At 66.6% G+C, this 13220-nt stretch carries 20 protein-coding genes and 1 tRNA gene; 18 read left to right on the forward strand and 3 right to left on the reverse strand.

Features of this window, described 5'->3' with window-relative positions:
• Positions 1 to 240: 240 nt before the first annotated feature.
• The 6 genes from V9E98_12300 (at position 241) to pilO (ending at position 4061) form a co-directional block, all read left to right on the forward strand.
• Positions 241 to 468 (forward strand): hypothetical protein, encoded by a 228-nt coding sequence (locus V9E98_12300; GenBank protein MEI2717746.1) that lies wholly within the window; start codon positions 241 to 243, stop codon positions 466 to 468.
• A 27-nt stretch (positions 469 to 495) separates the two neighbouring features.
• On the forward strand, positions 496 to 870 hold the full coding sequence (locus tag V9E98_12305; GenBank protein MEI2717747.1) for a prepilin peptidase: 375 nt from the start codon (positions 496 to 498) through the stop codon (positions 868 to 870).
• Positions 863 to 1279 (forward strand): A24 family peptidase, encoded by a 417-nt coding sequence (locus V9E98_12310; GenBank protein ID MEI2717748.1) that lies wholly within the window; start codon positions 863 to 865, stop codon positions 1277 to 1279. Before V9E98_12305 ends, V9E98_12310 begins: the two co-directional genes overlap by 8 nt.
• Positions 1280 to 1431: 152 nt before the next feature.
• Positions 1432 to 2493 carry a type IV pilus assembly protein PilM gene (gene pilM / locus V9E98_12315; protein MEI2717749.1) on the forward strand — a complete coding sequence of 354 codons (1062 nt, stop codon included), beginning with the start codon at positions 1432 to 1434 and terminating at the stop codon, positions 2491 to 2493.
• Positions 2490 to 3299: a hypothetical protein gene (locus tag V9E98_12320; protein ID MEI2717750.1), complete on the forward strand. Its 810-nt coding sequence runs from the start codon at positions 2490 to 2492 to the stop codon at positions 3297 to 3299. Before pilM ends, V9E98_12320 begins: the two co-directional genes overlap by 4 nt.
• 3 nt (positions 3300 to 3302) lie before the next feature.
• Positions 3303 to 4061 carry a type 4a pilus biogenesis protein PilO gene (pilO, locus tag V9E98_12325; protein MEI2717751.1) on the forward strand — a complete coding sequence of 253 codons (759 nt, stop codon included), beginning with the start codon at positions 3303 to 3305 and terminating at the stop codon, positions 4059 to 4061.
• Here pilO and V9E98_12330 read toward each other — a convergent pair.
• Positions 4044 to 4571: a pyridoxamine 5'-phosphate oxidase family protein gene (locus V9E98_12330; protein ID MEI2717752.1), complete on the reverse strand. Its 528-nt coding sequence runs from the start codon at positions 4569 to 4571 to the stop codon at positions 4044 to 4046. The two genes, pilO and V9E98_12330, sit on opposite strands and share 18 nt — an antisense overlap.
• Before the next feature lie 81 nt (positions 4572 to 4652).
• Between V9E98_12330 and aroC the strand changes: the two genes are divergently transcribed.
• From aroC to nusB, 8 genes are all read left to right on the forward strand, one after another.
• A complete protein-coding gene (aroC, locus tag V9E98_12335; protein MEI2717753.1) occupies positions 4653 to 5831 on the forward strand; it encodes a chorismate synthase in 1179 nt (392 codons plus the stop codon).
• 99 nt (positions 5832 to 5930) lie between these two features.
• Positions 5931 to 6344 carry a shikimate kinase gene (locus V9E98_12340; protein ID MEI2717754.1) on the forward strand — a complete coding sequence of 138 codons (414 nt, stop codon included), beginning with the start codon at positions 5931 to 5933 and terminating at the stop codon, positions 6342 to 6344.
• 246 nt (positions 6345 to 6590) lie between these two features.
• Positions 6591 to 7427 (forward strand): 3-dehydroquinate synthase family protein, encoded by an 837-nt coding sequence (locus V9E98_12345; protein ID MEI2717755.1) that lies wholly within the window; start codon positions 6591 to 6593, stop codon positions 7425 to 7427.
• Positions 7424 to 7615 carry a type II 3-dehydroquinate dehydratase gene (locus V9E98_12350; GenBank protein MEI2717756.1) on the forward strand — a complete coding sequence of 64 codons (192 nt, stop codon included), beginning with the start codon at positions 7424 to 7426 and terminating at the stop codon, positions 7613 to 7615. The genes V9E98_12345 and V9E98_12350 overlap by 4 nt, the downstream gene beginning before the upstream one ends.
• A complete protein-coding gene (locus V9E98_12355; GenBank protein ID MEI2717757.1) occupies positions 7608 to 7856 on the forward strand; it encodes a type II 3-dehydroquinate dehydratase in 249 nt (82 codons plus the stop codon). The genes V9E98_12350 and V9E98_12355 overlap by 8 nt, the downstream gene beginning before the upstream one ends.
• Positions 7856 to 8932 carry a Xaa-Pro peptidase family protein gene (locus V9E98_12360; protein ID MEI2717758.1) on the forward strand — a complete coding sequence of 359 codons (1077 nt, stop codon included), beginning with the start codon at positions 7856 to 7858 and terminating at the stop codon, positions 8930 to 8932. The genes V9E98_12355 and V9E98_12360 overlap by 1 nt, the downstream gene beginning before the upstream one ends.
• Before the next feature lie 22 nt (positions 8933 to 8954).
• Entirely contained in the window at positions 8955 to 9515 is a 561-nt protein-coding gene (gene efp / locus V9E98_12365) for an elongation factor P (protein ID MEI2717759.1), read from the forward strand.
• Between the two features lie 35 nt (positions 9516 to 9550).
• The gene (gene nusB / locus V9E98_12370; protein ID MEI2717760.1) at positions 9551 to 10066 is read left to right on the forward strand and encodes a transcription antitermination factor NusB; all 516 of its coding nucleotides are present in this window, start codon (positions 9551 to 9553) and stop codon (positions 10064 to 10066) included.
• Between the two features lies 1 nt (position 10067).
• Here nusB and V9E98_12375 read toward each other — a convergent pair.
• A tRNA-Leu gene (locus V9E98_12375) sits at positions 10068 to 10141 on the reverse strand.
• Between the two features lie 48 nt (positions 10142 to 10189).
• On the opposite strand from V9E98_12375, the gene V9E98_12380 reads away from it, so the two are divergent.
• Positions 10190 to 10771 (forward strand): response regulator, encoded by a 582-nt coding sequence (locus V9E98_12380; protein MEI2717761.1) that lies wholly within the window; start codon positions 10190 to 10192, stop codon positions 10769 to 10771.
• Here the strand turns inward: V9E98_12380 and V9E98_12385 are convergent.
• On the reverse strand, positions 10760 to 11101 hold the full coding sequence (locus V9E98_12385; protein ID MEI2717762.1) for a hypothetical protein: 342 nt from the start codon (positions 11099 to 11101) through the stop codon (positions 10760 to 10762). The genes V9E98_12380 and V9E98_12385 overlap by 12 nt on opposite strands.
• Positions 11102 to 11260: 159 nt before the next feature.
• On the opposite strand from V9E98_12385, the gene V9E98_12390 reads away from it, so the two are divergent.
• Genes V9E98_12390 through V9E98_12400 form a run of 3 tightly spaced genes read left to right on the forward strand, consistent with a single transcriptional unit; the run spans position 11261 to position 13181 of the window.
• On the forward strand, positions 11261 to 12076 hold the full coding sequence (locus V9E98_12390; GenBank protein ID MEI2717763.1) for a hypothetical protein: 816 nt from the start codon (positions 11261 to 11263) through the stop codon (positions 12074 to 12076).
• Positions 12073 to 12426, forward strand: a complete 354-nt coding sequence (locus V9E98_12395; protein MEI2717764.1) for a hypothetical protein — start codon at positions 12073 to 12075, stop codon at positions 12424 to 12426. The genes V9E98_12390 and V9E98_12395 overlap by 4 nt, the downstream gene beginning before the upstream one ends.
• Complete coding sequence (locus tag V9E98_12400) at positions 12423 to 13181, forward strand: TlyA family RNA methyltransferase (GenBank protein ID MEI2717765.1); 759 nt, start codon at positions 12423 to 12425, stop codon at positions 13179 to 13181. The genes V9E98_12395 and V9E98_12400 overlap by 4 nt, the downstream gene beginning before the upstream one ends.
• Positions 13182 to 13220 lie beyond the last annotated feature (39 nt).

Genomic DNA, 13220 nt, shown 5'->3' on the forward strand with positions numbered 1-13220 from the left:
CTGACCAACTCCGACACGCCGACGATCCTCAGAACCAACTGTCAGGTAGTAATCCAGACGAATGCCCAGGACATCCCACTGCGAAGCAATGTCGCGGTGTTCGCAAAGGGCGGGGTCCGATTCGCCAATTCACTTACATTCCGTTCAGACACTTCCGCAACCCGGAACCTCTATCTGATTCAGCCCTACAACGATGAGCCATCGCCGTGCACCAAGGATGGCATTGTCCTGGACAACAGAGTGACGATCGAAGACTCGGTCAACGTCTTGTTGTATTCCCCGTGCAACATTCGGAAAGCCAACAACACGGACCACTTCGGACAGATCTATGCCGGAGGTGTTGCCCGGATCGACAACGCGTTGACGATGTACTACCGGCCCCTGCCGGTGTGGGGCGTCGAGGATCCCACCAGCAGTGTCAGGCACTACACTCTGGACATTCTTTACAAGCGCGAGAACTACTCGTAGCAGTGCACTTCCTCAGGAGGGGCGCGAGTGACGTTGGTAGAACTTGGCGTTGCCCTGGTGTTCGGGCTCGTGATCGGTTCGTTCCTGAACGTGGTCATCTGGCGCGTGCCCCGCGGGGAATCGATCGTCACCCCGGGATCAGGTTGCCCCTCGTGCGGTCACGAGATCCGCGCCTACGACAACATCCCCCTGCTGTCGTGGTTGATCCTGCGCGGCCGTTGTCGCGACTGCGGCGAACCGATCTCGCCGCGGTATCCGATCGTCGAACTCACCACCGGCTTGCTGTTCGTGCTCATGACGTGGAACTTCGGCCTCAACTTGGGAACTGCCCGCCTACCTGTACTTCGCCGCTGTCGGGGTTGCTCTGGCGCTGATCGACCTCGACACCCGGCGCCTGCCTAACGTCATTGTCCTGCCGTCCTACGTCGTCGCCGGTCTACTGCTCTTGCTCCCAGCCATCGTCGATGGTCGTTGGAACGACTACCTGAATGCCTGGCTGGGTGCCCTGGCGCTGTTCGCGTTCTACTTCCTCCTCGCGTTCGTCTATCCCGCGGGGATGGGGTTCGGTGACGTCAAACTCGCCGGCGTCCTGGGGCTCTACCTGGGCTGGCTCGGATGGGGGCCACTCATCGTGGGCGCCTTCCTCGGATTCCTCCTCGGTGCCCTGGTCGGCGGCGGCCTCATGCTCGCCAAGCGAGCCGGACGCAAGACCGCGATTCCGTTCGGACCCTTCATGATCGCCGGCGCGCTGATCGCTGTCGTGTTCGGCCAATCGCTCGCTGACACCTACACCGGGACCCTGCTCGGATAATCCGGACGAAACACCCAACTGCCCCGATCCCGACACCTCGTTTCAGATCCTGGCGCGAGGTTCCGTTACCCGAGGAAGTAGAACAAATGTGGGAACGGGTGGACCGCAACCGTTCCGGACGGAATGCTGGTCCTTGAGCGCGGAGGTGAGACATGGGCGGACATAGCCGCATCGGTCTCGACATCTCCACGTCCTGCGTTCGAGCCGCGCAGATCTCTGTGCGCGACGGGGTCTTCCAGCTGGATCGCTTCGGTCAGATGCCGCTGCCCATCGGGGCCGTCGTCGAAGGCGAAGTACGCGACCCGCAGTTGGTCGGCACCGCCATCAAACACCTGTGGAAGCAGGGCAAGTTCAAGGGCAAGGACGTCTCGATCGGCATCTCCAGTCAACGGGTCGTCGTCAGGCTGATGGACCTGCCCTACGTGGCCCCCGAGGACCGGCGCAAGAGCCTGCCGATGATGGTCGGTGAACAAGTTCCCATGCCCGTCGACGAGGCGGTGCTCGACTTCGTACCCCTGGGCCAAGGAACCGGGGGAGAGGGCAACACCCCCACCACCCACGGACTACTGGTTGCCGCCGCCGAGGACGCCATCCTGCGCGCCATCCAGGCGGCCGAGATCGGCGGCCTGAAGGTCATCGATGTCGATCTGACCCCCTTCGCACTGGTCCGCGCCCTGGTAAGAGCCGACCCGCTCGGGATGTCGACCGAAACCGAGGCTGTCGTCGACATCGGAGCGACCACCACCAATCTCGTGGTCCACGTCAACGGCATCCCACAGTTCGTGCGCATCCTCATGATGGGTGGCCAGAACGTCACCGAACGCCTCATCGAGCAACTCGGCGTGAACCTGCCCACCGCCGAATCCCTCAAGCGTGAGAACTCGATCAGTGACTCCGATGCAACGCCCGACTCGCCCGTCGGCATCATGGGCGACGTGATCGGGCAGCTGATCGACGAGATCCGCGGATCGCTGGACTACTACCTGGCAACGAGCAGCGTCGACCGGATCGACCGCATCGTCCTGACCGGCGGCGGCTCCTTGGTGCCCGGTTTCGAAGAACGACTCGAAACCGCGACGGGTCTGCCCGTGCGTCGCGGCATGGCCTTGACCACCCTTGGGCCCGGCAGCAGCGGACTCACCCCTGACCACCTATCCTTCGCCGATCCCCTGGCAGCAGCTGCCGTCGGCCTGGCAATCTGGGACGACGCATGAATCTGACAGTTCGCCGCACCAAGACCGAAGCGGAAGCCCCGACAACCGTTGAGACCGTCGACCTGGTCGACGAGCGACCGTTCCCCGGTTACGTGCGGGTCAATCTCATCCCCGAATCCATCCGGACCCGCCAGCGGGTCGCACGGATCAGGCGCTGGATCATCGTCCTGCTCGTGCTGGTCGTCCTGATCCTCGGAGCACTGTTCTTCCTCGCGCAGCGCGACATCGCCGCCGCCGAACAGCGCCTCGCGGTCGCGCAGACCGAACAGATCCAGTTACAGGGCCAGGTCGCCCAGTACGCCGAAGTACCTGCCGTGTTCGCCGTGGCGAGCAGAGGGCAGGAAGCGCTCACCACCGCGATGTCCCGCGAGGTCCGATGGGCGTTCCTGCTCAACCAGCTGTCGTTCTCCACACCCGCCGGGGTGACGCTGGACTCCGTCTCCGGCGCGCTGACCGAAGGCGGACCGGTGCTCGACAGCCCCGGCGGGGTGCTGCCGCCGAAGGAGTCCGTCGGGACCATGACGTTCTCCGGTACCGGCTCGGCCTTCAGCGAGGTCGCCGCGTGGCTCGACTCGCTCGAGACTCTGCAGGACTACGCCTATCCGTTCCTCACCAACTCCTCCAAGGCCACCGGCACCGGCACTGGCTCCGGGCAGAACATCTCGTGGGAATCCAACGCCGATCTGAGCCGCAATGCGCTGTCCGGTCGCTACGGAACACCGCCGCCGGCCACGACCGAAGCTGACGGTGGCACCACAACACCGAGTGCTCCCAGCCCAGCGCCTGTCCCGCAGCCGGGGGGCTGACCCATGACCGCGGAGCGCAAGTGGCTCTTCGGCGGGATCGCCGCCGTCATCTTGGTGTTTCTGCTGGGCTTCTTCCTGCTCGTCAACCCAGCGCGCAACCAAGCCGCGGCCATCAACGAACAAGCGCAACAGACCGAAGAGAACAACCTGCGCCTGCGGGCCAAACTCGTGCAACTGGAACAACAGTCCGCCGAGGTGCCCGCGAAACTCGACGAGATCGAATCCGTCGAGGCCAAGATGCCGGCCGAGGTCAAACAGCCGGAACTGGTCCGCTCCATCGAGACCGAAGCGCAAGCAGCGGGTGTGGACCTGACCGGGATCGCGCCGTCGGAACCGGTCGAACTGGAAGGCTCGAGCACCCCCATCGTCGTCCTGCCCATGGCCATCACGGCCGAAGGTCCCTACTCGAACATCAAGACGTTCGTCGACAACATGGAGCGGATCGAGCGTGCGTTCCTGATCAACACCGTGGACGTCACCAGCGCCGACCGGGTGGACAGCTACACCCTCACTCTCAACGGGGACTTCTTCTCGCTCCCCGAGGGCACGCTGGCCCTGCCCGGTTCAGAGCCGACACCCACCGACGAGCCCACCGCACCGAACCCGACGAGTTCGGGGCAGTCCCCGGTGCCTTCGCCGACACCGTCTGCTGCTGTGCCGACGGCGGCACCGACAGCCCCACGCTCCGGCACCCCCGCTCCCACGGTGTCGGGCCTGCCGACCACGGCCCCGACTGCCAAGACATCACCCTCGGTGGCCTGATCTCGTCAGGCGTCGTGAGTGATCGCCCACTCGCCGTCGGAGACGCACCACAGCAGCGGGCACCGCACCATATGGCGGTGGTGCCACCCCATTGGCGAAGTCCAACACCTCGATCCGATCGGGCACCAGTCGCATCAAGATGTAGCCGTCGTCCGGCCCGGCGGGGAAGTACTGCGTCCAGTCGGAACGCCACAGCCGCCGCCTCGTCTCGAGGTCGTCGACGAGCCCGACCCGACCGGACAGGGACGCATAGGCCGAGCCATCCGCGGACTGGAAAGTGGCCGTTGCCTGCGCGTCGTGGGCCATGTCCGCGATCTTGCGGCTGCTCGGGCTCGTGCCGAACCACAAGGTGAGATCAGGGTCCACCGGAAACGGCTGCATGACCCGCGCGTGGATCCAGTCGTCTGCGCCGGTCGTCGTCAGCACACACAGCGCTACGTCTCGTGTGAGCCGCTGCGCGACTTCGAGCACCTGCGTCGGCTGGAGGTCCGCACCCGTCGATCCACTCATGTCGCGAGATTACCGACGAGTGCCGTCAGGTCGCGCATCCGAGTTCCGCGCAGAACCAGCACTGGTGCGACAATCTGAGCCATGCTGCGTTGGTTGACTGCCGGGGAATCTCATGGCCCGGCGCTGGTCGCGATTCTTGAAGGACTGCCCGCCGGCGTCGAGGTCACCTCCGCCGACATCGCCTCTCATCTGGCCCGCCGCCGGCTGGGTGCCGGGCGAGGCGCGCGCATGAAGTTCGAAGCGGACGAGGTCGAGATCCTCGGCGGCATCCGGCACGGCCTCACCATGGGTGGCCCCATCGCCATCAGAGTCGGCAACAGCGAGTGGGCCAAGTGGACGACGGTCATGTCAGCGGATCCGGTCGATCCCGACGAGTTGGCCGGGTTGGCCCGCAACGCCCCCTTGACTCGGCCCCGCCCCGGTCACGCTGACCTGGCGGGAATGCAGAAGTACGGCTTCGACGACATCCGTCCCGTCCTCGAACGGGCCAGCGCCCGCGAGACCGCTGCCCGGGTCGCGCTCGGCGCGGTGGCCCGGGAGTTCCTGCGCCAGGTCGGCGGCATCGAGATCGTCAGCCACGTCGTGGAACTCGGCGCCGCCCGCACCACCAGCGAAATCCTCCCGACCGCTGCAGATGTGGTGGCCCTGGACGCCGACCCGGTGCGCTGCCTCGACGTCGCGGCCAGTGCCGAGATGCAGGCCGAGATCCAATCGGCGTTCAAGGACGGTGACACCCTGGGCGGAGTCGTCGAGGTCGTCGTCCACGGATTGCCGCCCGGCATCGGCTCCTACACCCATTGGGACCGTCGCCTGGACTCCCGCATCGCGGGCGCGCTCATGGGCATCCAAGCCATCAAAGGCGTCGAGTTCGGCGCGGGGTTCACCTTGGCCCGGACCCGCGGATCAGCGGCACAGGACGAGATCGTCAGTCAGGACGGCGCCCTGCGCCGCACCTCGGGGAAGTCCGGAGGCGTGGAGGGGGGCATGTCCACCGGCGAGATCATGACCGTGCGCGCGGCCATGAAGCCGATCTCCACTGTGCCCAAGGCGCTGCGAACCGTTGATGTCACCACCGGCGAGTCCGCCGCGGCAATCAACCAGCGCTCCGACGTGTGCGCGGTGCCCGCTGCCGGTGTCGTCGCCGAGGCGATGGTCGCGCTCACCGTTGCTGACACGTTCCTGGACAAGTTCGGCGGGGACTCGCTGGCGGAATCACGGCGCAACCTGCAGTCGTACCGGGACACCTTGGTCGTGCGCTGATGGCTCCCCGGGTCGTTCTGGTCGGCCCACCGGGATCGGGCAAGAGCACGGTCGGGCCGATCCTCGCGCAACTGCTCGACGTGTCGTTCCGTGACACGGATGACGATGTGGCCGTCTGCGGCCGGGATGCCGCTACCGGAGATCTTCGTCGCCGAAGGTGAGCAGGGTTTCCGCGACCGTGAGCGAACCGCCATCGAACGCGCCCTGACAAAAGCCGACGGCGTCGTCAGTCTCGGCGGGGGAGCCATCGAGAGCGACGAAGTGCGCGCGAACCTGGCGGATCTGCTCGTCGTCTACCTCACGGTCAGTTCGAGTGAGGCAGCCAAGCGCGTGGGGATCGACGGGCCCCGACCTTTGATGTTGGGCAATGTCCGCACCACCTGGAGTCGGATGCTGCACCGCCGCGAACCTCTCTACTCGTCGGTCGCTACCGTGTCGATCGCGACCGACGATCGGGACCCAGCCGACATCGCTGCGGACATCGTGTCGGCACTGGACAGGAGGCAACCGTGACCCGCCGAGTGACAGTCCAAGGGGAACGTCCCTACGACGTCGTGGTCGGGCGTGGCATAGACGCCGAGATCATCGCCGCCGTGCCCGATCGGGCGAACAGCGTCGCCGTGCTGCACGCGCCCTTCGCCGCGGATCAGGCGCAGCGCCTCGCGGCCGAGATCGACTCCAGTGGCCGGTCGGCGTTGCTGATCCCGCTCCCGGACGCGGAAGCCGCCAAGACCGCCGCCACGACACAGATGTGCTGGGGTGCGCTCGGGGCGGCGCAGGTCACCCGGATCCGACGCGATCGTCGCGATCGGTGGGGGAGCCACCACGGACCAGGCGGGGTTCGTCGCCGCCACTTGGCTGCGCGGTATCGACATCATCCAGGTCCCGACCACTGTGCTGGCGATGGTCGACGCAGCCGTCGGCGGCAAGACCGGGATCAACACCTCAGCCGGCAAGAATCTGGTCGGCTCGATCCATCCGCCCCGCGCCGTCATCTGCGATCTGGAGCAGGCTCGCACCCTACGGGCGGCGGACCTGGCCGCCGGGTTCGCCGAGATCGTCAAGGCCGGGTTCATCAGGGACACCTCGATCCTCGACACCATCGAGGCCGATCCGACCGCGGCGCTCGATCCCGCCGGGCCGGTGATCGACGACCTGACTGTTCGGGCGATCGCCGTGAAGGCCGATGTCGTGGCCGACGACCTGACCGAGTCCGTCGACCGGGTCCTCGGGCGGGAGACGTTGAACTACGGCCACACGCTGGCGCACGCCATCGAGAAGGTCGAGCAGTATTCGTGGCGTCATGGTGATGCCGTGTCCGTGGGGATGTGTTTCGCGGCGGCATTGGCGCAAGGCACCGGGGAGTTGACCGCGTCCGATGTCCAGCGCCACCGCACGATCCTGGAGTCCCTCGGACTGCCCACGCGCTACCGCCACCCCGAACGCTGGCCGCAGTTGCTGGCCACGATGCGCATCGACAAGAAGGCGCGCGGGGCAACCGTGCGGTTCATCGTGTTGGATGGGATCGGCCACCCGGCGCTGCTGTCCGGGCCCAGCGAAGACGAACTTCACCGCGCCTTCCAGGAGGTCTCATGACTCGTCGTGTCCTGGTGCTGAACGGCCCCAATCTGAGCCGGCTCGGCACCAGAGAACCAGACGTCTACGGACATGCCGACTACGCCGCGCTGGTCGCCGTGTGCGAACGCGTCGGCTCCGAACTGGAGCTCGCTGTCGAGGTGCGGCAGAGCGACGACGAAGCCGAGCTCATCGGCGTGGGTGCATGAGGCCGCCGACGACGGCATCGACGTCGTGTTGAATCCCGCGGCGTTCACGCACTACTCGTATGCGCTGCGCGATGCGTGCGCCCAACTCACCGCGCGGCTCATCGAGGTTCACCTGTCGAACCCGGCGGCCCGGGAGGAGTTCCGGCACACCAGCGTCATCGCCGGTGTCGCCACGGGCACCATCGCGGGTTTCGGCATCGACTCGTACGCCCTGGCGTTGCGGGCGTTGGCCGGTGAGTAGTGGCTGACCACGCCGGCCGGGTCGACCGCCTCCGGGACGCTATTGTCGCGGCCGGAGCGCCCTCGGCGCTGCTGGTGAGCAGTCTCGTCAATATCAGGTATCTCACGGGATTCACCGGATCCAACGCCAGTGTCGCGGTGACGCCAGACGATGTCGTTCTGGTCACTGACGGGCGGTACCTCGAGCAGGTCGCCACGCAGGCGCCCCGGGTCACGGTCGTCGACGCGCGGGACACTTTGCCGGCAGCGATCCGCGTTGCCGGGGAGATGGGCCAGACCCGGATCGGTATCGAAGCCGAGCACCTGTCTTTGGCGCAGTTCCAGCGCATCGACGCCACCGATGTCGACCTGGTCCCCACCACCGGCGTGATCGAGGGTCTGCGCCGCACCAAGGACTCCGACGAGCTCGAGCAGCTTCGCAGCGCCTGCGCCTTGATCAGCGGCGCCGTCACCAACGTCATGCCGCGCATCCACGCCGGGCTGACCGAACGCCAGATCGACCGTATGCTCACTGACGAGCTTCTCGACCAAGGAGCAGACGGGCCCGCGTTCCCCGCCATCGTGGCCACTGGCCCTCACTCGGCCATCCCGCATCACACCCCCACGGATCGACCCGTGCAGGTCGGCGATCTGCTGAAGATCGACGCGGGTGCGCTGGTGGGGGGCTATCACTCCGACATGACCCGCACGTTCGTCGTCGGCGCTGAACCGACTCCGCGGCAACGAGAACTGCACGAGGCCGTCGCTGCCGCGGCACTCGCTGCTCGGGATGCTGTGGCCGCCGGTGTTCCGTCCGCGCAGCCCGATGTGGCCGCGCGAGAAGAACTGCGCCGCCGGCAGTTGGAGGACCTCTACACCCACGGGCTGGGGCACGGGGTCGGGCTGCAGATCCACGAGGCACCCATGCTCGGCAGGACGCAGACGGATACCATTGCCGCTGGCGATGTCCTGACCATCGAACCCGGCGTTTACGTTCCCGGCTTCGGCGGTGTCAGAATCGAAGACACCATTGCGGTCACCGACGACGGAACGAAATGCCTGACATCGGTCGCACGTGACTTGATCCGCCTCGGATGACGAGGCCCAACCGGGAGTAGAAGTGGCGACGACGAACGACCTGAAGAACGGACTCGTGCTGAACCTGGACGGCCAGTTGTGGACCGTCGTGGAGTTCCAGCACGTCAAGCCCGGAAAGGGCGGTGCGTTCGTGCGCACCAAACTCAAGAACGTGCTGTCGGGCAAGGTCGTCGACAAGACCTTCAACGCCGGAGTCAAGGTCGAGACCGCCAACGTCGACAAGCGCGAGATGCAGTACCTGTATCACGACGGTGATTCGTACGTCTTCATGGACACCACGACCTACGACCAGATCCCCGTGTCCGAGGCAGTGGTCGGCGGTGCCAAGGACTACCTGCTGGAGAACCAGGAGGCGGTCATCGCACTGCACGACGGCACTCCGCTGTACATCGAGTTGCCCGCCTCGGTGGAACTCGTGATCACGTTCACCGAACCGGGACTGCAGGGGGACCGTTCGACCGGTGGGACCAAACCGGCGACCCTCGAAACCGGCGCCGAGATCCAGGTCCCGTTGTTCGTCGACGAGGGCACCCGGGTCAAGGTCGACACCCGTGACGGCTCCTACCTCGGACGCGTCAACTAGTGTCCCGCTCCCGCAATTCGGCTTCGGGACGCTAGGTGGGCGCCCGCACCAGAGCACGTCGGCACGCACTGGACATCTTGTTCCAGGCCGAACTGCGCGACATGGACGCTCGCGACGTGCTCGCCGAGTACCAGCAGCGCCGGGTCAGCGACGGGCAGCAGCCGTTCAACGGCTTCGTTCCGGAGGCGGTCGTCGGTGTCTGTGAACATCGTGACCAGATCGACGAACGCATCACCACGGCGTCGATCGGGTGGGATCTGGATCGTATGCCCGGCGTCGACCGAAACGCCCTGCGGATCGGTGTCTGGGAGATCCTGTGGCGCTCCGACGTCCCGGATCAAGTCGCGATCTCGGAGGCGATCGAGACTGTTCGGGAACTGTCGACCGACGAATCACCCGCATTCGTGAATGGGGTGCTGGGCAGCATCGCCACGCAGCACGCGGGATGGACCGGTGCGCCTGAGCCCGAGGGGGAAGCAGCAGAATCCGGGGGGCCTCGCGACGGGCTTGCGGGGGCCGCCGATGCGGTCCCGGGAGCCACCGATGAGTGAGTGCCCCGGGTGGGATTCGAACCCACACTGGACGGTGTTTGAGACCGCTTCCTCTACCGGTTGGGATACCGGGGCAACAGGTGCAGCGTACCGTCCCCGCCCCCGGCGTCGGCGGCGTGGATCGTGACCACGACGGTCGTCGTCGCGGAGGATGAGGCCGTCATCCGGTTGGACCTCGTCGAGCAGCTACGCGAACTCGGCTACGAGGTCGTGGGGGAGTGCGGCGACGGCGCCACCGCGGTGAGGCTGTGCGCGGACCTTCTTCCGGATATCGCGGTGCTCGACGTCAACATGCCGGGCACGGACGGATTGACGGCAGCGCGCGAGATCGCGGCGCAGGGGCGCACGGCGGTCATCATGGTCACCGCTTACGGCCAACGCGAACTGGTCGATCAGGCCGTCGCCGCGGGAGCGATGGCCTACCTCACCAAGCCGTGGTCGGAGTCCGACCTGTTGCCGGCACTGGAGATGGCCCGAGCCCGGTTCGCCGAGATCAAGCAACTGAGCGCGCAGGTCGGCCAGTTGTCCGACTCGTTGCGCAGCCGCAAACTCATCGACCGAGCCAAGGCGCAACTCATTGCCGCCTACGGCATGAGCGAAGCCGAGGCGTTCCGCACCTTGCAGAAGCGCGCGATGGACGGACGCACGTCGATGGCGGCCGAAGCCGCCGCATTGCTGGGGGAGAGCGTCGAGTCAGGCGAGTGAGCGCAGCCGCAGCAGGTCCCGCAGGCTCGCATCGAGTCTGACCTGGCCGGTGGCCCAGGCGTGCGCGAAACTCAACCGCCCCTCGGTCATGGCGATGAGGTCGTCACTGGTACACACCACGCGGACTTGGGGCCGGTAGTCGCCGCTCTCGCGGCGGACGTTGCCGAGCTCGCCGTCCTTCAGTTCACCGACGTACGTCACGTCGTGATCGAGCAGCGTCACACCGATGGTGCGATCCGGGACATGTTTGCGACGGGTCGAGTGATCCACCTGGCCCAGTCGTTCGATCAAGGTCTCGATGGCGGCGCGGCATTCAGCCTCCGTGGCCATGCAACTCCATCCTCATCCTCGACCTCACCCTGCTGATTCCGACACGATACTGCGGCGGGATTCGGTTGCAGCCGCCGGGAGTGGGACAATCACCTTCGGAAAACGAGCTCGCCCTAGCGGGTCCCGAGTTCACCCAACTGGGCATTGAAGGAGCAAGTCATGGTGCTTGATGTCATCAAGGGCTACATGCAGGTCGCCAACGGTCTGAGCGATGTGGCCGTGCAGCGGGCCCGCGAGGTCGCGGAGATGCTGTCGTCGCAGGGCGTCGAGGTCACCTCGACAACCTCCGAGCAGGTTCAGACCCTCACCGACGAGTTGCTCGAGGCCAGCCGCACCAACCGCGACTTGCTCACCGGGCTCATCCGCACCGAGGTCGACCGCGCCGTCGGCCGCATGGGCTTCGTGCGCGAGGAAGAACTCGCCGCGGTGCGCAAGCACGTGCAGCGCCTGGAGGACCAGTTGCGCAAAGAACAGCACCGGGCCACCGATCGCGCCACCGGCGCCGTGGTCACGGCTGCGGGCGTGTCCCGCAGCGCGGCTGACCAGGCCACAGCGACCGTCTCTGGAGCGGTGTCCGAGGCAGCGGGCATGGTGCGGGGTCTGGCCGAGGCATCCGGCGCCACCCTCCGCAAGCCGGGGGCCGGTAGTGCGCAATCCGCGCCGAGCAGCAGCGCGGCGCCCACCGCCACCGCGAGCAAGGCAGCCGACACCCCACCCCCTGCTCCGGACAAGAAGAAGACGGTCAAGAAGACAACGAGCAAGGCACCCGCCAAGAAGGCCACTACCCGCAAGTCCACGGCCAAGAAGACTGCCGCCAAGAAGACCGCATCCCAGAAGGCGCCCGCCGCGGCTGAAGCGAAGCGCACCACAGCCAAGAAGGCGGGCGGGACGACTCCGCGCAAGAGCACTGCCCGTACGAGCACAACGCGGAAGACCACAACCCGGAAGACCACAACCCCCAAGGCCTCCCAGTGACCGACGGCATCGTCGATCCCGGTGAGGTACTTGCTGGGGAAGATTCCCCGGTGGACACCGAGGTGGTCGCGGAGGCCGTCGTAATCGCCGTCACCGACGACGACACCTCCGGGATGGATCCCGACCAGTTGGATGCCCTCGCGCAATCGGGGCGCAGTGACCTGCGTCAGACCATCGTGGCGCTCCAGCAGGAGCTCGACGGCATCGCCAAGACCGGCGTTCCCGGTGTCGACGAGGCCATGGCCCGCCTGGCCGATCTCGATCCCGACGATCTGGGCGCATCGGCAGATGTGTTGACCGAGGTCCTCGCCAAGCTCGAGTCCGTCATGAACGAGACCCCCCCGGAGTGAATGTCCGGCGCCGCTTGGACGTCGAAGTCACCCGACGTGGCATGGCGGAGTCCCGCGAGGCCGCCCGGCGCCTGATCGAAGCGGGGCGGGTCACCGTGAACGGACAGACGGCGGTCAAGCCCGCCTACATGGTGCTGGACAGCGCAGCTGTCGTCGTCACGAAACAGCCCGGCGATGACTACGCCTCCCGTGGTGCCCACAAGTTGGTCGGCGCACTGGACACGTTCGTCCCGCTGGGCCTGCGCCCCCCTGCCGGACGCATGTGCCTGGATGCCGGCGCCTCGACCGGTGGCTTCACCGACGTCCTGCTGCGCCGAGGTGGCGCCGGCGTCATCGCGGTGGACGTCGGGTACGGGCAGCTCCAGTGGCGGCTGCAATCCGATCCCCGGGTCACTGTCCTGGATCGGTGCAACATCCGCTCGATCACGCCCGCGGATCTGCCATTCACGCCTGACCTGGTCGTCGCGGATCTGTCGTTCATCTCGCTGACCGTCGTCCTGCCCGCCCTCGCTTCCGTCGTGGCGGCGGACGGCGACATGGTGTTGATGGTCAAACCGCAGTTCGAGGTCGGCCGCCAAGCACTGGGGCGCGGCGGCGTCGTGCGTGACCCTGTGGAACGGACCCGTGCCGTCGACACCGTTGCCGCAGTCGCGGCGGAGCTCGGCTGGCCTGAGATCGCACGCGCCGCGAGCCCGCTGCCCGGCCCGGCGGGCAACGTCGAGTTCTTCGTTTGGTTGCAGGCCACGACTTCGTAACGCTTGAACCACCCGGCGTTCTCGTTCTGGCCATTCCCC

The organism is Candidatus Nanopelagicales bacterium (assembly GCA_037045355.1).
Taxonomy (GTDB): domain Bacteria; phylum Actinomycetota; class Actinomycetes; order S36-B12.